Annotated in this window: 15 protein-coding genes; 5 read left to right on the plus strand and 10 right to left on the minus strand. The window is 70.3% G+C overall.

Going from position 1 to position 17089, the window contains the following annotated elements; translation table 11 throughout:
• Positions 1-67: 67 nt before the first annotated feature.
• A complete protein-coding gene (locus ACFV6H_RS24895; RefSeq protein WP_384985606.1) occupies positions 68-727 on the minus strand; it encodes a ScbR family autoregulator-binding transcription factor in 660 nt (219 codons plus the stop codon).
• Between the two features lie 277 nt (positions 728-1004).
• Positions 1005-1679, minus strand: coding sequence for a ScbR family autoregulator-binding transcription factor (locus tag ACFV6H_RS24900; RefSeq protein ID WP_385545864.1), 675 nt, complete (start codon positions 1677-1679; stop codon positions 1005-1007).
• 168 nt (positions 1680-1847) lie between these two features.
• On the opposite strand from ACFV6H_RS24900, the gene ACFV6H_RS24905 reads away from it, so the two are divergent.
• Positions 1848-2828, plus strand: a complete 981-nt coding sequence (locus ACFV6H_RS24905) for a ScbA/BarX family gamma-butyrolactone biosynthesis protein (protein WP_385545867.1) — start codon at positions 1848-1850, stop codon at positions 2826-2828.
• Between the two features lie 48 nt (positions 2829-2876).
• Here the strand turns inward: ACFV6H_RS24905 and ACFV6H_RS24910 are convergent, their stop codons facing one another.
• From ACFV6H_RS24910 to ACFV6H_RS24930, 5 genes are all read right to left on the minus strand, one after another.
• Entirely contained in the window at positions 2877-3647 is a 771-nt protein-coding gene (locus ACFV6H_RS24910) for an SDR family NAD(P)-dependent oxidoreductase (RefSeq protein ID WP_093595230.1), read from the minus strand.
• A 68-nt stretch (positions 3648-3715) separates the two neighbouring features.
• A complete protein-coding gene (locus ACFV6H_RS24915; protein ID WP_385545870.1) occupies positions 3716-4792 on the minus strand; it encodes a PrsW family intramembrane metalloprotease in 1077 nt (358 codons plus the stop codon).
• Complete coding sequence (locus ACFV6H_RS24920) at positions 4789-5394, minus strand: hypothetical protein (RefSeq protein WP_385545873.1); 606 nt, start codon at positions 5392-5394, stop codon at positions 4789-4791. The genes ACFV6H_RS24915 and ACFV6H_RS24920 overlap by 4 nt, the downstream gene beginning before the upstream one ends.
• Before the next feature lie 12 nt (positions 5395-5406).
• The gene (locus ACFV6H_RS24925; protein ID WP_161230653.1) at positions 5407-5937 is read right to left on the minus strand and encodes a cupin domain-containing protein; all 531 of its coding nucleotides are present in this window, start codon (positions 5935-5937) and stop codon (positions 5407-5409) included.
• 142 nt (positions 5938-6079) lie between these two features.
• Positions 6080-7225, minus strand: a complete 1146-nt coding sequence (locus tag ACFV6H_RS24930) for a type III polyketide synthase (protein ID WP_384985613.1) — start codon at positions 7223-7225, stop codon at positions 6080-6082.
• 648 nt (positions 7226-7873) lie between these two features.
• Between ACFV6H_RS24930 and ACFV6H_RS24935 the strand changes: the two genes are divergently transcribed.
• From ACFV6H_RS24935 to ACFV6H_RS24945, 3 genes are all read left to right on the plus strand, one after another.
• The gene (locus tag ACFV6H_RS24935) at positions 7874-8515 is read left to right on the plus strand and encodes a ScbR family autoregulator-binding transcription factor (RefSeq protein ID WP_093595809.1); all 642 of its coding nucleotides are present in this window, start codon (positions 7874-7876) and stop codon (positions 8513-8515) included.
• 4 nt (positions 8516-8519) lie between these two features.
• Positions 8520-9395 (plus strand): SDR family oxidoreductase, encoded by an 876-nt coding sequence (locus ACFV6H_RS24940; RefSeq protein WP_385545877.1) that lies wholly within the window; start codon positions 8520-8522, stop codon positions 9393-9395.
• Between the two features lie 105 nt (positions 9396-9500).
• Positions 9501-10154: a GNAT family N-acetyltransferase gene (locus ACFV6H_RS24945; protein ID WP_385545880.1), complete on the plus strand. Its 654-nt coding sequence runs from the start codon at positions 9501-9503 to the stop codon at positions 10152-10154.
• A 37-nt stretch (positions 10155-10191) separates the two neighbouring features.
• On the opposite strand, the gene ACFV6H_RS24950 is transcribed toward ACFV6H_RS24945, so the two are convergent.
• A complete protein-coding gene (locus tag ACFV6H_RS24950) occupies positions 10192-10662 on the minus strand; it encodes a DUF4442 domain-containing protein (RefSeq protein WP_385545883.1) in 471 nt (156 codons plus the stop codon).
• 227 nt (positions 10663-10889) lie between these two features.
• Between ACFV6H_RS24950 and ACFV6H_RS24955 the strand changes: the two genes are divergently transcribed.
• Positions 10890-11486 carry a DUF1349 domain-containing protein gene (locus tag ACFV6H_RS24955; RefSeq protein WP_384788417.1) on the plus strand — a complete coding sequence of 199 codons (597 nt, stop codon included), beginning with the start codon at positions 10890-10892 and terminating at the stop codon, positions 11484-11486.
• 97 nt (positions 11487-11583) lie between these two features.
• Here ACFV6H_RS24955 and ACFV6H_RS24960 read toward each other — a convergent pair whose 3' ends face one another.
• Positions 11584-15084: a phosphodiester glycosidase family protein gene (locus ACFV6H_RS24960; RefSeq protein ID WP_385545887.1), complete on the minus strand. Its 3501-nt coding sequence runs from the start codon at positions 15082-15084 to the stop codon at positions 11584-11586.
• 225 nt (positions 15085-15309) lie between these two features.
• On the minus strand, positions 15310-16977 hold the full coding sequence (locus ACFV6H_RS24965) for a SpoIIE family protein phosphatase (protein ID WP_385545890.1): 1668 nt from the start codon (positions 16975-16977) through the stop codon (positions 15310-15312).
• Positions 16978-17089: the final 112 nt, after the last annotated feature.

The raw sequence follows: 17089 nt of genomic DNA on the forward strand, positions 1-17089 counted from the left end.
ACATCAGCGTCACCGTCAGGTCACCGAACAGTCGGGGTACGGGCGCAACACGGGCAGCGTACTCCCGTCAAACGGGCTCCTCGACACCTGCCTCCCCGCCCATGGCCGAATGGCAGGATCCGCAGGTCACCAAGGTGCCAATGGCCTGGCGCGGGGCCATCGCGGGTAGCATCAGCTCCCAGAAGCGGGTTAGCGTACGCCGCGAGATCCACTCCCTGTCGTCTCTGGCACCCAGCACCTCGAAACCGACCGTGGCCGCCATCAGGGCGCTTGCCACATCGTCGGGCGCCACACCGTCGGCCAGTCCACCGTTGGACGCCGCCCGTTCGACTTCACTCTCGACCCAGCGCCGCCATTCGCGCCGCAGATTGATGCCGTGAGGGCGCGAGATGTCTCCGCTCAGCTCGAATCCCGCCCGTACGACCACATCGTCGTCAAGGCTGCGCATCAGCGTGTGCGTGGCGTCGACAAGGAGCTGGAGGCCCACCGCGCCGGCGAGCCGGCAACGCTCGGTGATCAGCCGGACCTCCTGTGCCGCCTCCTCCTCGACCGCTTTGGCCAGGGCTTCCTTGCTGGTGAAGTGGAAGTGCAGCGCGCCGTTGCTCACCCCGGCCCGGCGGCTGATCATCGTGAGCGACGCAGGAACGTATCCCTCGTCCGCGAACACCTCCGCGGCGGCCCGGATCAACGATCGTCGCGTACGGGCGGCGCGCTCCTGCTTGACCATCAACGGCTCCAGATGTCGGGAGGACCGGAAGCGATGCGCGGTGTGCGCTGCGACATTAACAAACCGTCGGCGCGGTTTGTACAAGCTTTACGCCACTCTCGATGTCCGGAACTGTCATCGGTCCGTATCGCTCAAGAGCCGCTTGAGCCGCCCTGGAGAACGGCTGGACGGCCGCTCGATCAAATGAACTTGAACACGTGCACTCCCGTGCGGCTCCACCGCTGAACCGAGGAGGATCCGGGAAGGGATCGGGAGACCGTTCGGTCACGGTCCGTCATCACTGTGCGTCCGGCTCGGATCCCTCCCCGGCCTCGGCGGCGAGCCTGCGGGCGGCCTCGACACGGGCCCCGCGGTCGTACGCCACATCGAGCCCGAGCAGCAGACGCGGCATCACCATGCTGGGCAGCAGGTGCTCCCACATCACCGAGACCCGGCGCTCCACGTCCCGGCGGTCCGCCACCACCCGCGAGTAGACATGGATCCCGGTCCAGGCACCGACGACCAGTTCGGCCGTCTCCCGCGGTTTGACATACGGCAGCAACTCGCCCCGCTCCTTGGCCTGGACCAGCAGATCCTCGCTCAGACGCGACCACACGGGGAAGGGACTGACATCGGAGAAGTCGACCGATCCCTGCTCCACGGCGAGCCGGGTGCCGGCCCTGAGGATCATGTCGTGCAGGGAGCGGTGTGCGACGACCATCGTGACATCGATCAACTCCTGGACCTTGGAGTCCGTCGGCCCGGTGACCAGGTCCCTGGTCTGATCGCTCAGCACGCCCCGCGCCAGGTCCTCCTTGGACGGGAAGTGGAAGTAGAGGGCACCCTTGGTCACCTCGGACCGTGCGAGAATCTCCGAGATCGTGGCCGCGTCGTAGCCGTACTGGTCGAAGACCGAGGCCGCGGCCTCCAGAATGGCGGCGCGCGTTTTGATCGCACGCTGTTGCTGCGCCATGCGGGTGGCTCCCGTCGTGCAGTTCCAGGGGTCCTCATGACGCCCTGAGGTGGCTCCCCCGCCGTTCTCGGTCAAGCCTACCGACTAAACCGGGTGGTCTGTATATTCCCCGGCTCCGGGAGCGCTCCGCCGCTCCCGTCCAGCATCCGTGCTCCACGGGGAGACTCCATGTCCGAAACGACCGTCCGGATGGACAGCACCTCACGCACCGGGAGACCGGTGGCGCCGGTGGCGCCTCAGCTGACCACCACGGTGCCGAGGGAGTATGTGCACCGTGCCGCGATGGCGGAGGTCCTGCTCACCGGCTGGCGCCGGATGGACGAGCGACGCTTCTCGGTGACCGGGCAGTGGCCACGGCTGCACGGCTTCTTCAGCGCGGTCGACGGACTTCATGATCCGCTGCTCGCCGCCGAAACAATCCGCCAGGTCGGTTCTCTATTGGCACACGCCGAGTTCGGTACACCGCTGGGACATCACTTTCTGCTGCGGGATCTGTCCCTCACCGTCGAGCCCCGGCATCTCGCGATCGGCGGTGTCCCTGCCGGTCTGGATCTCGATGTCTTCTGTCCGCAGATCCGCACACGCGGCGGTGAACTCGCGGGGCTGCGCTACGAAGCGGTCGTCCGCCGCGACGGACAGACCGTCGCCACCGGCGGCGCCTCCTTCGTCTGCGCCGCTCCGGCCGTCTACCGCCGGCTGCGCGGTGAGCGCGCCGCCCGCTCCGACGTACGGCGACCGCCGCTGACCGCGCCCGTACCGCCGAGCAGCGTCGGCCGGTCCGCCGCGTACGACGTGGTGCTCTCCCCGACCGGCGAGGAGCACATCTGGCGGCTGCGCGTCGACACCGGGCATCCCGTGCTCTTCGACCATCCGGTCGATCACATCCCGGGCATGGTCCTGCTGGAAGCCGCCCGTCAGGCGGCCAACTCGGTGCTGCGCGGCGGCGCCTGTGTGCTGACCGGCTTCACCGCCGAGTTCCCGCGCTTCGCCGAGCTGGACCTGGAGTGCCTGATCGAGCTGCGTCGGCTGCCGGAGCAGTTCCACGGGCTGTCGTCGGTCCTGGTGACCGGGCGTCAGGAGGGCGAACCCGTCTTCACCTGTGTGGTGAGCGCTCCCCCGCCCGCGGACTCCCCGACACCCGGCGCCTGAACACACCCGGCTCACACACGCCCGGCTTCCGCTTACACACTCACACGCTCACAGCACGGTGAAGCCGCCGTCCACCGGCAGGACCACACCGGTGACAAAAGAGGCCCGGTCGCTGCAGAGCCAGGCCGCTGCCTCCGCCACCTCCTGCGGTTCCGGTGTGCGCGGCTGCGGTGTCGACCGGTGGAGCAGCTTCTCCGCCTCGGGATGCCGGCTGAACCACTCCTGGACCACCTCGCTGCCCGCGATGCCCGGTGCGATGGCATTGATCCGTATCCCCTGGGCCCCGTACTCCGCCGCGGCGGCCCTGGTCAGTCCGATCACCGCGTGCTTCGCCGCGATGAAGGCCGCGGAGACCGGTGTCGCCACCAGCCCGGCGACACTGCTGTTGTTGACGACCGCACCACCGCCGCCGCGGAGCATGGCCCGGACCTGGTGGCTCAGGCCGTTCCACACGCCCCGGACATTGGTGTCCATGATCTCGTCGTACTCGTCCTCGCCCGTGAGATGCAGTGGTGTCTGATGGGCTCCCACACCCGCGTTGTTGAACGCCACGTCCAGCCCGCCGAAGCACTCCACCGCCGTCTTGACCGCCCGGGCCATATCGCTGGAGCTGGCCACATCGCCCACCACGTACTCGGCTCTTCCGCCCGCCCGGCGCACATCCTCGGCCACGGCGGCGAGCCGCTCCTCCCGGCGTGCCATCAGCACCACCGAGGCTCCCTCACGTGCGAACACATGGGCGGCGCACGCGCCCACGCCACTGCTCGCGCCCGTGATGAGGGCGGACTTGCCGGTCAGCATCTGTGAGTTGGTCGACATGGCCGGAGTGTGCCAGGGGGCGGCCCGGTGCGGAGCACTCTTGAGGTTTTTCCAAGCTGAACAACCGATTAATAGGCCTGTCCATGGCCGATGTCCGAACCGGGCCCGTTTCCGGTGGTGTTGGCGGCGTGTTCCTCGACCACGGTCAGATAGGCGGAGGCCCGTGCCTCGGCGGCGGGACGCAGCGCCGGCGGGACTCTGCGCAGGGCCCGCCGGCGGGAGCCGCGCGTGAGCAGATCGGCGGAGAGCGGAGTGCGCGGCGAGCGCAGAAAGGCACGTGCCCGCCGCCGCGACCGGTGCCGCAGTGTGAGATAGAAGCCCGCCGCGATCAGGAAGTTGAGCGCCATCTTGACGGCGACGCCCGCGACCGAGCCGAGCAGTGGCGAGTCGAAGAACCAGTGCATGGCCATGGCGGTCAGCAGACAGAACACGGCCGGGACGATCCGCCGGTGCGCCGGCCGGGCGTCGTGCGCGAGCAGAAAGCCGATCCCGGCTCCGGCCACTCCGGTCATCGCCCAGTGCGAACCGAGGCCCGTCAGCAGGACCCGGGTGGCGAAGGACTGGACGACATCGGCACTGCCGTTGACACCACCGCTGTTCAGGATGGAGTTCATGGCGTACGTCCAGTTCTCCACCACCTGGAAGCCGAGACCGGTGAACGCGCCGAGGAAGAATCCGTCGAGCGGACCGCGGACCAACTGCCGGGTGCCCAGGGCGATCAGCGCGACACCGGAGAGCTTGAGGAGTTCCTCGTTGAGCGGCGCGGTGAGGGCCGCGGCCCACCGGGAGGCGAAGTCGATGCCCGCGGTCTTGGCCCAGATGCCCTGGAGCCCGGTGTTGGCCACGATGGCACAGCCGGTCGCCGCGGTGGCGCCCCAGACGACTCCGCTCCAGGCCCAGGCGCGCGGCGCCGCCCGGAACGGCCGTACCCGTTGAAGGACCGTCACCCCGATCGTCACCGTGATCAGGAGCAGCACGAAGGCGAGCAGCGCGGAGGCGGGAAAGACCCGGACGACCGCCCCGAAGTCGAGAGCGATCAGGGCGGCGCCGAGAAGACAGAGCGCGGCGCAGAGCCAGCCCACCGGCTGCCGTCGCAGCGATCCGCGCAGCGAGGCGTATGCCGCCGACGGCACGGCCGTGGTCATGATGCCTCCCGTGGAAAGGCGACGCTGTGGGCCACGGCCGTGGCGTCGGCCACCGTGCCCGGTGCGGTGCCCGGCTCGGCCAGTACGGTGATCTCCACGGCGTAGTTCTCGCTCGGCGGCACCCAGACGGTGGCGGTACCAGCCCGTCCCGGCCGTGTCAGCGGCCCGGTCAGACCGCGCGCGCCCGCCGCGCTGGTGACGGGCCGTGGACCGCCGAGCCGGGTGGCGCCGTCCGCGACGGACAGGACCTTGCGCAGGCCCGTCCAGAGCTGCCTGGCGTCGCTACGGCCCGAGGAGAGGTCGACATAGCCCGCGACCAGGTCGACACCGTCCCGGGACAGCGCGTACGAGGAGCCGGGATCGCTGCGCGACTTGCTCAGCTCCCAGCCCGCGCCCGCCACCCGCAGCAGGGCGGTACTGCCGCTCGGTCCCAGCTCCAGTACCGCGCCGGCCGGTACGGGCTCGCCGTCGGCGATGGCACGGTCGATCAGCGGCCAGCCCGCCGTGAGGGCGGCCATGACGAGCAGGACCCCGAGGACGGCCCAGCGCCGAGGGCGGGCCAGTCGACGGGGCGGGCGCCGGGTGACCGCTGCGGTGTCCATACGGCGGACGGCCTAGGCGTCGTGGCGCAGCGGCGTGAGCTGCTCGATGTCGTAGCGCACCCGCAGTTCCGCGATCGCCACCGGGTCCGGGGTGCCGCCCTCCTTGAGGATGTCGAGCAGTTCCTCGAAGTACCGCTCGTGGTCGGACGGCGGCGACGACTGGAAAAACATCTTGGCGTCCCGGCCGGTCCGGTTGGCGAACGCGTGCGGGCAGCCGGGCGGTACGACGACGACCGTGCCCGGTGTGGCCCGTACCGCTCTCAGCCCTGACGCGGACTCCCAGTGCCGCCAGTCCTCGCTCAGCACGCGCGGCTCGAAGGCCAGCACGTCCAGCTCGCCGTCGAGGATGTAGAACAGCTCCTCGCTGCGGGTGTGCCGGTGGGCGCCGACGTCGAAGCCGGGCGGCACGACGACCTCGAAGGTGGAGGAGACCCGTGAGTGCTCCCCGGTGACCTTGAAGGTCACCTGCTGCGCCGCGGTGTGGATGACGGTGCCCCCGCCCGGGGGGACGATCAGCCCCTCGGCCCTCATCAGCTCGGTCATGCGGTGCTCCAGGACGGTGGGGTGCGGCGGTGGGGAGCCGGTCACAGGAGGACCGGAGGCGTCTTGGGACCGCGGCGCGGCCACACACCGGAGGGCCGCTCCGGCCGGGAGCCGACCGCCGTGGCGGGAGTGGTGCTCGTCATCACCAGCCCACCGGTTCGGTCGCGGGCGAGGGATGGGCGCTGCGGCCCCGGGTTCCGAAGACATGGCGTTCCGTCACGGCCGACGCGGGCCCGGCTCCGGTGGTGGTCCAGCGGCCCAGGGCCATCTCGGCGGTGATGCCGGGCCCGAAGCCGGCGATGATGCCTCGCTCCCCGGAGGCCCGTCCGCCCTCGTCGAAGAGTCTTCGTACCGCGTCGAGGACGACGGCGCTGGCGATGTTCCCGTACTCGGTGAGGGTGCCCCGGCTGAACCGGAACGCCTCGGGCGCCACCTCCAGGAAGTGGCTGAGGTCGTCCAGGATGCGCGGGCCGCCCGCGTGGATGATGTAGAAGTCCAGGCCGGTGGCGTCCCAGCCGTGCTGGTCGGCGATCGTGCGCAGGGCGGGTGCCAGCGGCTCCATGGTGGTGGGCACACGCTTGTCCAGCAGGAAGTGGAAGCCGGTGGCCCGGACGCTGTAGGCGATCCAGTCGGTGGTGTCGGGCACCAGATGCGAGCCGTTGCGCTCCAGCGCGATACCGGTGCCGCCCTGGCCCCGTACGACGGCCGCGGCGACCGCGTCCCCGAACAGCCCGTTGGAGAGCAGCGAGCCGACGCCGAGGTCGGTGGGCTGGTAGCAGAGCGAGCAGAACTCGCAGGCGACGATGAGCACATTGGCTCCCGGGTACGCCCGGCAGAAGTCATGTGCCCTGTTGATGGCCGCACCGCCCGCCGCGCACCCCAGTTGGGCGATGGGGAGCTGCCGGGTGTGGTTGGGGAAGTCCATGGTGTTGATCAGCCAGGCCGTGAGCGACGGCATCATGAACCCGGTGCACGAGACATAGACGATGAGGTCGATGTCCGCGGGACGGAGCCCCGCGTGGTCCAGGGCGGTATTGATCACCCCGGGCACACGGGCCTTCGCCTCTGTCTCGTACAGCATGTTCCGGTGCTCGAAGCCGGGGTGCCGGAGTGTCTCCTCGATGGGCTGGACGATATGGCGTTTGGCCACGCCGGTGTTCTGGATCAGTCGCAGGGCGAGAGGCAGTTGCGGATGGTCCGAGTGCAGGGAACGCGCGAGAGCGAGCGTGTCTTCCATGGTGATCACATGCTCGGGAACCGAGACAGCGGGTTTGCACAGGGTCGCCACGAGTGCTCTCCTTCATCCGGTGTTCGCAGGGAACTGCGGCCCACACTCACGGGTGGTCCAGCGCCACGCAACCCGGGAGAAGCAGGGGAGAGGGCGTGCGAGGACGGCCGCCGAGGGAGGACCGGCGCGGGATGCGAAGCACCGTCCGGGTTGCGCGTACCGGCTACGGAACGTAGGGACGGAGCGGGCCGGTTGGGCCATTCAGGGGGCCGCCCGGGGTACGGGGCCGGGGTGAGGCGTGCTCGGCCGGGGTGAGGCGTGCTCGGCCGGGGCGAGGCGTGCTCGGCCGGGGCGAGGGATGTTCGGCCGGCGCTCATGCTCGGCCGCCGGTGGTACTCACGTACCGGTCCCGAGACTCCCAGGTGTGTTCGGTGCATATGTGCCCGGCGCGCCGTCCCACGGCCACCGCGTCCTTGCCACAAGAAAACCGACTGCCCTGTATGCGGACGCTGCACGGTACCGACGGCCAATAAAACGCGGGCAGGTATCGGCCATCCCCGGATACGGGAGTCCATGAGTCTCCGTGTCCGTCCAAATTGTTATGGCGTACAGGATATATTCCTCATCCGGTTGAGCACTATAGTACGGGGTGGGCGGTTTGTTTTTGGGACACCGATGTCCGCTTGCCGGTCCGTAGAGAGGCATTTCATGGCAACACAGGAGCGCGCCATCAGGACGCGCACGGCGATCCTGGAGGCGGCCGGAGCGGTCTTCGACGAGTACGGGTACGCGTCGACCACGCTCACGATGGTTCTTCAGCGGGCCCGCGTCACCAAGGGCGCCCTCTACTTCCACTTCCAGTCCAAGGAGGCGCTCGCACAGGCCGTTCTGGACGAACAGGTGCAGCTCGGGACCGTTCCGCCGCAGGCCTGCAAATTACAGGAAGTCATCGACATCACCTTCGCCGTCGCCCATCGGCTCCTGGAGAACGCTCTGCTCAGAGGGAGCGTCCGGCTCACCGTGGATCAGGGCGCGCCTCCCGGTGTCGATCACAGCGGCCCTTTCCGTCAGTGGCCGGAGCACTTGATCGTACTGATGGAACAGGCCCGCGATCAGGGCGAGTTGCTGCCCAATGTGCAGCCTCGGGACACGGTGGAGCTGCTGGTGGGCGCGTTCGCCGGGATTCAGCTCATGTCCCGCGCGCTCACCCAGCGCGAGGATCTCGGACGCCGGATCTCCTTGTTGTGGGGCCATATCCTGCCGAGCATCGCGGTGCCCGGATTGATGCCCAGTATCGACACCGCGCCCGACCGGGGCGCGCGTGTGACGGCGGCGGACTTCACGGGCTGACCGGATGATCCTGCTCACCGGAGTCACCGGCACGGTAGGACGGTTGGTGGCGGAACGCCTTCGCGCCTCCGGCACCGCCACCGAGGAGCCAGTCCGGCTGCTGTCGCGTGACCCACGCCGTATCGCCACGCTCGCCGGTCCCGGGACGGAGGTCGTGGGCGGTGACTTCGCCGATCCGGGCAGCCTGGCCATGGCGTTGAAAGGCGTCAGGGCCGCGCTGCTGGTGACGGCCGATCCGCTCACACCGGCCCATGACGAGCACTTCGTCGCGGCGGCCCGCTCGGCGGGCGTACGGCATCTCGTCAAGCTCTCCGCACAGGCGGTGGCCGAACCGGACGCGACGGATCTGATCACGCGGTGGCAGCGGAACAGCGAGGAGGTCATCCGAGCCTCGGGCCTCGACTGGACCTTTCTGCGGCCCAGGTCCTTCATGTCCAACACACTCGGCTGGGCACGCTCCGTCCGGGACGAGGGCGTGGTGCGAGGGATGGACGGCACCTCGCCCAACGCCACCGTCGATCCACGCGACATCGCGGACGCGGCCGTCCTGTCCCTCGCCTCCACCGGCACCGGCCATGTCGGCCGGGCCTACGCCCTGACGGGTCCGGCCGCGATCAGTCCCGTACAGCAGGTCGCCGTGCTGTCCGAAGTGCTCGGACGTCCGCTGAGGTTCCTGGAGGTGACACGGGACCAGGCGTACGAGGCGCTGCGCGCCAGGTATCCGGTCCCGGTGGCCGACGCGCTGATGGAGAGCGCCGTACGGCAGCGGTCCGGCGCCAAGGCCCGGGTGGAGCCGACGGTGGAGACGCTCCTCGGCCGGCCTCCCGGTACGTACCGCTCCTGGGCGGCGGACCATCTCCAGGCCTTCCGTCCCGTCTGACGGACCGTGCGGGACGCGCCGCCGGGCGGGCCGTCGGGCAGGCCCCGGAACCGTACCGTGCGCACGGCTTGTGGGAGCGCTCCCGTTGCGGGCAACATGCACCGTATGTCATCGCTGTCCGCCTCATCCCCGCCCGCCACCGTCCGCGCCTACCGACCCGACGATTCGCCCGCGCTGTACGACATCTGCGTACGCACCGGCCATGAGGGCGGCGACTCCCGGCAGCTCTATCCGGATCCGGAGCTGCTGCCGAGCCTCTTCGCCGCGCCCTACGCCGCTCTGGAACCGGAGCTGACCTTTGTGCTCGACGACGGCCGGGGCCGGGCCGTCGGCTATGTTCTGGGCACCGCCGACACGCCCGCCTTCGTGAAGGCGTTCCGGGAGGTCTGGCTCCCGTCACTGGCCGACCGCTATCCGGAACCGGTCGGTCCGGCCCGTACACCGACCGACGAGATGATCGCTCTGCTGCACTGGCCCGAGCGGATGGTCCTGCCCGAACTGGCCGGTTATCCGGCTCATCTGCATATCGATCTCCTGCCCGGCCACCAGGGCCAAGGGCACGGCCGGGCGCTGATGCACACGTTCCTCCGCGCCCTGCACCGGAAAGGAGTGGGCGCGGTCCATCTGTCGATGGTCACCGCCAATACGGGCGCCCGGGCGTTCTACGACCGTCTCGGCTTCCATGAGATCGCCGTGCCGGATCCCGGTCCACTGACCTATCTCGGACGCTCGACGGCAGTCTCGACGGCAGTTGAGTAGCCGTACTCATCCGCCGACCCGCTGACCTCCCCGGCGGTCAGACGGCCTTGCGCATACGCCGTACGCTCCAGTCGAAACGTCCCCGGCACACCGTCGCGCCCGCCTCGTCGACGACCTCCGCGGATGTGGTCAGCCGTGCTGCGCGGTCGCTCGCGCCGGAGAGAACGGTACGCAGCGCCTCGCGGGCCGCGTCGTCCAGTCGGCAGGACGCGACGAGACGCCCACGGGCGGGCGCGAGGAACTCCATGGAGGCCGCGGCTCCCAGCGGCACCACGCCCTGGAAGTCGTCCGCGCTCCCGCTCGCCGCGATCATCGCGGCGAGCCCGGCCGCGTCGACGAGCGCGATCAGACCGCTGGAGTGCAGCGAGCCGATCACATTGGTCAGCGCGTGCGGTGTCGAGAGGGCGACTTCGGCCGCGCCGTCCGCCGCGCGCAGCACCTCGATCCCGGCCGTCAGATGCGCGGGAACGGGGCCCAGCAGCGTACGCGCGAGCGCGGTGACATCCACCCGGCCCATGCTGGCGCGACAGCACGACGGCCGGGTGACCGCCCGTACAACGACAGACGACGGACGAGACGGACGACAACGGGCGACGACGCCCAAGGCCGCCCGGCGGTCAGCCGGATCTCGGCCGCCTCAGCGGCCGACGGGCCGCGGGGGTCGGGCGACGTCCTGGGTGGGGCCGTGCGAGTCTGTCTCCTGTCCGCCGACGACCGCCGACACAAGGAGAGAACATGGGCGAGCGCGCCACCGGTACGGAGTCGTGCCTTGGCTTCACCGACTGGAGCTGGCTCAATCCGCCCGCCCACTGGGCTCCGTACGACGACGCTCTGGATGTCACCACGGCGCCGGACACGGACTTCTGGGTGACCACGCACTACGGCTTCGTACGGGACACGGGCCACGCCCTGCTGCGGCCGGTGCCCGGGAACTTCGTGCTGCGCGCCACCTTCACCGGCGACTACCGCGAACAGTACGACCAGGCCGGGCTGTTGCTCCGGATCGACGAGAAGAACTGGATCAAAACGGGTATCGAGTATGTCGACGGCCGGCAGCAGCTCAGCGCCGTCGTCACCCGTGAGGTCTCCGACTGGAATGTCGTACCGCTCGCCCATCTCACCGACAGCCCGGCGCCCGTGACCGTCGAGCTGCGGCGCGAGGGCGACACCGTGACGATCCACTACGGCATCGACGGCTCGCCCGCGACCATGCTGCGGCTCGCCTACTTTCCGCCCGATGTGGCCGCGCAGGCGGGACCGATGTGTGCCTCTCCCGACGGCAAGGGCTTCACGGCCCGGTTCACGGCGCTGAGCTTCGACACACTGTCCTGAACGAACGGACTGCGGTGTCCCGTGCCCGGTTCCGGCGGTTCCGGCGGTTCCAGGCACGGGAGACCGTACTCATCGTGAAGAAGCACGCCTCACGGGATCACGCCGCAGGCGCGACCGCCGTCGCCGCGATCCGGATCTCCGCCCTCCGTGTCACACCGTTCACCGTCACCGCGAGCGTGACGGTGCCCGGCCGCAGCGCGGTCAGTGTGCCCGTCGCCGGGTCGAAGACCGCCGTATGGCGGGGCCGGACACCGTCCCGGTCGCCGATACGGAGATTCGGGGACCCGGTCCAGTCCGCGCTCAGCGGGAAGCCGACCGGGATCCGCCGGGCGCCCTGGACGACGGTTGCCACGACCTGGGCGCTGTGACGAGGAGTCAGCACGGCCGGCGCGTCCAGTTCCAGCGCGTCGGTGTGCGCGCGGGTCTGCACGGAGAGCCAGTCGGGCCCGCCCTCCCACGGCTTCAGCCGCGCCGCCGACTGCTCGCCACGGGAGATCCGGTCCACACCGACGAGCGACCAGCCGGTGAAGCCGCCCTCGTCCACAGGCGCGGCGGGCGCCTTGCCCGAGTTGCCGTTGATCAGATACGGCACGCCGTCCACCCGCGAGGCGTGGAAGACACCGACATGGCTGCCGATGAGTCCCGCGCCCTTGCCGGTCGTACGGCGGAACTCCGCGAGCCACTGCTCGATCAGGGCCGCCTCCTTGCGGTCGCTCAGCTCGCTGGCCTTCTGGACCGTCGGATCGCGCGGCGGTACATGCTCGATCACCATGACCGAGCGGACACGGCTGTCCTTCGCCGCCGCGTCCAGCTGCTCGCGTACGGCCCTGATCTGGGCGAAGCCGCCGCCGCGCAGCGTCAGACTCGATGTGTCAAGGGTGAGGAAGCGGGTGCCCTCGTGGTCGAAGACCCGCTGCGCGGGACCGAACCGGTCGGTGAAGTTCTTGATTGAGCCGCCCATCACCTCGTGGTTGCCCGGAACGTAATACCAGGGCACCGCGTCGCCCAGCTCCTCCGTCAGTACGGTACGGGCGAAGTCGAGATCCGCGGGTGAGCCCTCGTCCACCAGGTCGCCGTTGATCACCACGAAGTCCGGCTTCGCCGCTCTGATCTCGCGCAGCGTACGCCGGGCCTGGGCGACGATCGCGCTGTCCGGAGCACGGGCGACGAACTGGGCGTCGGACATGACCGCGAACCGCCAGTCCCTGCCCTCCGTCACCGCGGCCGAGTCGATCAATGGATCAGCCACACGCGGCTGTTCTGGCAGATCCACGGTGGGCGGTACCTGCGCCGTCAGATCGTCGATCACGATCTCGCCCGTGTACTGCTTGGTGGCGGCGGTCTCGGCGAGATAGAAGCGGTAGAGGCTCAGTGGCATGGCCGCTCCGGCCGGTACGGCGAAGGTCACCTGCCGCCAGCCGGTCCAGGTGACATACGGTCCGCGCAGCAACTGGTCGGAGCCCGCCGCGTCCTTGAGATGCAGAGTCGGCCAGGCGCCCTTGCCGTCGCCCTTGATCCACAGCTTGAAGGACTGCGGCTGGCCGGGCACCGCGAGCTGCCGCGGCGGAGAGGCATAGGCGGCGCGGGTGGCGGTGGACTGAGTGAAGTCGTAGGAGAGGGTGAGCCCGGTGCCGGTGTGGCCGTCGGGAGTCGCCGAGACCGAGCCGCTCGCGCGTGCCTGGCTGAACGTCCACGACGCGGCGTCGTCCAGACCGGAGACCGGCTGCTCGGCGAGTCCGACGCTCACGGCGAGTACGGTCGTGGCGCCGCCGACGCTCGCCGTGATCGCTCCGGCGCCGCTGCCGGTGAGGGACTTCACGGTGAAGGAGCCCCGGCCGTCGTCGGTGACGGCGAAGAGGGACCGGTCGTACTCCAGCCGTACGTCCCGGGGTTCGACGGGCGCGCTGGTGCCATGGGCGTCGAGTCCGACGATGCCGAAGGTGCCCGTCGCGTCCGCGTCGGCGAGTCCGACGCGCCGGGTGGTGGGCTGGATACGGTCGAGCGCGTCGAGCACGGTCAGTTCCGTACCGCCCGTCGCGTGTCCGCGCTCGGCGCGTACCTCGGTGGTGCCGCTGTGGCGCGCGGTGAACACGCCCTGGGAGTCGATCCGTCCCACCGAGGACCGTACGGCCCGCCAGCGCGGTGTGCCGGCCGCCGGGCCATAGGTCTCGTCGTATCCGGCCGCGGTGAGCCGGCGGGTCAGTCCCGGGAAAACGCGCTCGGGATGGCCGCCCTTGACCAGATCGACGGTCGGTGCCGTGCCCGCGGGAGTACGGGTCTCGACCCAGAAACCGCTGAGCCGGCCGCTGCCGTCCGGCGCGGTGAGCGCGAGACCGTTGGGCACTGTGCGCTCGCTGCCGTCGGAGGGACTGTTCTCCACGCGCAGGGCGTCGCTGCCCGGCGCGCGGGCGACCAGTGTGGAGGAGCCGCCGCCGTCGAGGTTGAGCGCGTTGTACGCACCGGCCTCACGCATCATCAGGCCCAGCTCGGTGAGGGTGACTCCACCGCTGTCGGCCTGCCGTCCGTCGACGGTGATCACCTGCATGGTGCTGCCGTCACGGGAGAAGCCGACGGCGGTACGGGGAGCCGCGGTGTTGTTGCCCTCTCCCTCGTGGCCGACCGCCGTCCCGTCCACGACCAGCAGTTCCCGGCCGCCGACGGCGGTGCGCGGCACCGGCCCGCTGTCGGCACGCGGCCGGTACTCCACCGTCACCGGGTCGCCTGGCCGCAGCGCGGTGAGCGCCACAGCGCCCGCTTCCCGGCCGACCAGCACCGTGGTGCCCTCGGCGATCGGACCGCTGCCGGGCAGGTCCGAAACGGAGACGACCTTGCCGTCCCGTACGGCGGCCTCGGCGACGGGAGCCGCCCGGTCCACGGTGAGTCGGCGGTCGGCCTCGCCCCAGCCCGTGGTGTACGCGCCGATGCCGCCGGCGGGCACGTTCGCCGCGTTGTACGCCTCCAGCGCTCGTGTCCCCGAAGGGAGCGTCACGGTGCCGTCGAAGTAGAGCTTCAGGATCCGTCCGGCGTTCCCGGGACCGATTCCGACGGCCTGATGGGCGCCGGGCGCCGGCGAGTGGACGACCTCGCCGTCCGCGAGACCGGGGCCCTGGGGCGCTCCCGTCTCGTTGATGTCGAAGAAGTCGGCGTTGATCGCGGCGACGGTACGGCGGCCCGGCCCGGCGTCATGGCCGGCGGCGAGCTGGGAGACCGTACGGCGGTCGGAGACCTTGCCCGAGGAGAGATAGTCGGCCTGGGCACCGCTGCCGTCGAGATCGACGGAGAGCGTGTCGACACGCAGCCACTTGTCGGATTCGAGCCGGTCGTACGAGGTCAGCCGGATGCCGGGGGCGATCGGACGCGAGGCGCGCGCGGTCTCGATGCCGTCGCCGTCGGCGATGGATCTCGGGATCGCCGTGGCGCCCGGAACGGCGGTGGCCGCGCTCGCGGGCGGCGGCGCGACGGGCCGCAGGATCTCCGCGGCGGTACGGGGACGGGGATCGGGGACGGAGTCGGCGAGGGACGGGGCTGCCGCCCCCGCCGTCAGGGCGGTCACCGCCGCGAACAGCACGGCGGACCGCCCGGCAAAGCCTGGGCCCACAACTTCTCCTGAAAGACGGTGGATACGCACGCGGAAAGCGCTGTCGGCCGTCAGCATCGCGGTGCGCAGACCATTGATCCAGGGGTTCGTGGGAACGTCGGGGAGAACACGCGGTGACAGGGTGAAACGGACCGAGGCGCGCGCGGATCCGGAAAACGCGGCACGGCACAGGTTTCTGACGTTGCGTCAGCAGGTCGCATCAGCAGCGGGAAACCCGAAGGCCGGTCAGTCCCGGCGCAGCAGCAACAGGGCCATGTCGTCCTCGCCGCTCTCCTGTCCCAGTCCCTCGAACAGCAGATCCGCCAGTTCCGACGGATCGGCGGGGCCCGTCCGTACCGTCTCCCTGAGCACTTCGAGCCGCTCGCCCAGATCGACGCCCGGCTGCTCCACCAGACCGTCGGTGAAGAGCAGCAGTGTCTCGCCGGGCCCGAGCACTCCGGTGGTCACCGGGTAGCCGATCCCGCCCGGCCGGGTGAACTCCGCCGAGAGCCCGAGCGGCAGTCCGCCCGCCGCCGGCATCCAGTGACAGCTTCCGTCGGCCCGCCGCAGCAGCGGATCGAGATGCCCGGCCCGTACGACGCTCAGCGCACCGCTCGACAGATCGACCTCCACGTATGTACAGGTCGCGAAGCGGTCGGTGCCCAGCTCGTGCAGGAGCGCCGAGGCGCGGACCATCGCGGTGGCGGGCGGATGTCCCTCGGCGGCGTACGCCCAGAGCGCCATGCGCAGCTGTCCCATCACCACCGCCGCGTCCGTGTCATGGCCCTGGACATCGCCGATCGTCAGCCCGACCCGGCCGCCCGGCAGCGGAAGCACGTCGTACCAGTCACCGCCGACGCTCCGGCCCATACGGGCCGAGCGGTAGCGGACGGCGGTCCGTACACCGGGGATGTCGGGGATACGGCGCGGGAGCATCGCCTGCTGGAGGCCCTCGGCGAGATCGTGCTCCTGTTCGTAGAGCATGGCGCGTTGCAGGCTCTGGGCGATTCCGCTGCTGAGGGCGACCAGCAGATTGCGCTCCTCGTCGCTGAAGGCGCCGTGCCGTGGATAGAGCAGACCGAGGGCGCCGATCGGCCGGGCCTGCGCGATCAGCGGCAGATAGGCGCCGGAGCCGACCGAGAGCGGTTCGAGATACGGCCACAGGAGCGGATAGCCGGAGCGGAACTCCTCGCGTGAGGTGATGAAGCGGGGCCGCTGGGTGCGTACCACCTCGCTCATCGGGAACTGGTCGTCGATCCTGGTGTAGAGCAGCTCCGGCACATAGGAACCGAGCCGTCCCTCGGCGACCAGCCGGATCCGGCCGCCCTCGATCACGCCCAGCATCACGCTGACGGCCCGGAGATGTCCCAGCGCCTCGTCGTCCTTCAGGATGGCGATGACATCGTCCATCGAGGAGGCGCGGGCCAGCAGATCGGTGGTCCGGCCGACCACTCCGGTCAGTCTGCGCCGGCCCTCGTCCACATCGCTTCTGAGGGCGGCCTCGGCGAGCTCCTGCTCGGCGGACCGTAGGATGCCGATGATTCTGCGCGGCCGTCCCGCCTCGTGCCGGATATGCGCCTGGGTGCGGGTCCAGTGCAGCGATCCGTCGCGGTGCCTGATCCGGAAGTACGCGCCGTAGGAGGCCAGACCTTCCTTGAGCGCCCGCGCGATCAGGCTCTTCAGCCGCGCGGCCTCGTCGTTGGGCACCAGGCCGAGGAGGACCTCCGGATCGCCGTCGAACTCCTCGCGCCGCAGGTCGAAGAGCTCGAGGGCGGGCCCGTCCAGATGCACCAGCCCGCTGCCGAGATCCCAGTCGAAGCCGCCCATGCGGTTCAGCGCGAGGCTCAGATCCGGATGGGCGGGCCAGTCGTCCGGCAGCGACACGGCAGCCGGAGGTCGACCCCGATCAGCCATGGAGCCACCATCTCACCGATCGGGCCGTCGCACGCCCCGGGAAAGTCCTGACGGGTGGCCGGCAGGTGCCCCCGGGTGCTGGGCTGTTCCTGGGCTGTTCCTGGGGCGCGCA

It is taken from the genome of Streptomyces sp. NPDC059743 (assembly GCF_042732975.1).
GTDB lineage: Bacteria > Actinomycetota > Actinomycetes > Streptomycetales > Streptomycetaceae > Streptomyces.

Coding starts and splice junctions, on each gene's coding strand:
- ACFV6H_RS24895 (WP_384985606.1), bottom strand. CDS start 727: ATGGTCAAGCAGGAGCGCGCCGCCCGTACGCGACGATCGTTGATCCGG.
- ACFV6H_RS24955 (WP_384788417.1), top strand. CDS start 10,890: ATGGGCGAGCGCGCCACCGGTACGGAGTCGTGCCTTGGCTTCACCGAC.
- ACFV6H_RS24920 (WP_385545873.1), bottom strand. CDS start 5,394: ATGGACACCGCAGCGGTCACCCGGCGCCCGCCCCGTCGACTGGCCCGC.
- ACFV6H_RS24910 (WP_093595230.1), bottom strand. CDS start 3,647: ATGTCGACCAACTCACAGATGCTGACCGGCAAGTCCGCCCTCATCACG.
- ACFV6H_RS24925 (WP_161230653.1), bottom strand. CDS start 5,937: ATGACCGAGCTGATGAGGGCCGAGGGGCTGATCGTCCCCCCGGGCGGG.
- ACFV6H_RS24945 (WP_385545880.1), top strand. CDS start 9,501: ATGTCATCGCTGTCCGCCTCATCCCCGCCCGCCACCGTCCGCGCCTAC.
- ACFV6H_RS24940 (WP_385545877.1), top strand. CDS start 8,520: ATGATCCTGCTCACCGGAGTCACCGGCACGGTAGGACGGTTGGTGGCG.
- ACFV6H_RS24915 (WP_385545870.1), bottom strand. CDS start 4,792: ATGACCACGGCCGTGCCGTCGGCGGCATACGCCTCGCTGCGCGGATCG.
- ACFV6H_RS24965 (WP_385545890.1), bottom strand. CDS start 16,977: ATGGCTGATCGGGGTCGACCTCCGGCTGCCGTGTCGCTGCCGGACGAC.
- ACFV6H_RS24935 (WP_093595809.1), top strand. CDS start 7,874: ATGGCAACACAGGAGCGCGCCATCAGGACGCGCACGGCGATCCTGGAG.
- ACFV6H_RS24900 (WP_385545864.1), bottom strand. CDS start 1,679: ATGGCGCAGCAACAGCGTGCGATCAAAACGCGCGCCGCCATTCTGGAG.
- ACFV6H_RS24905 (WP_385545867.1), top strand. CDS start 1,848: ATGTCCGAAACGACCGTCCGGATGGACAGCACCTCACGCACCGGGAGA.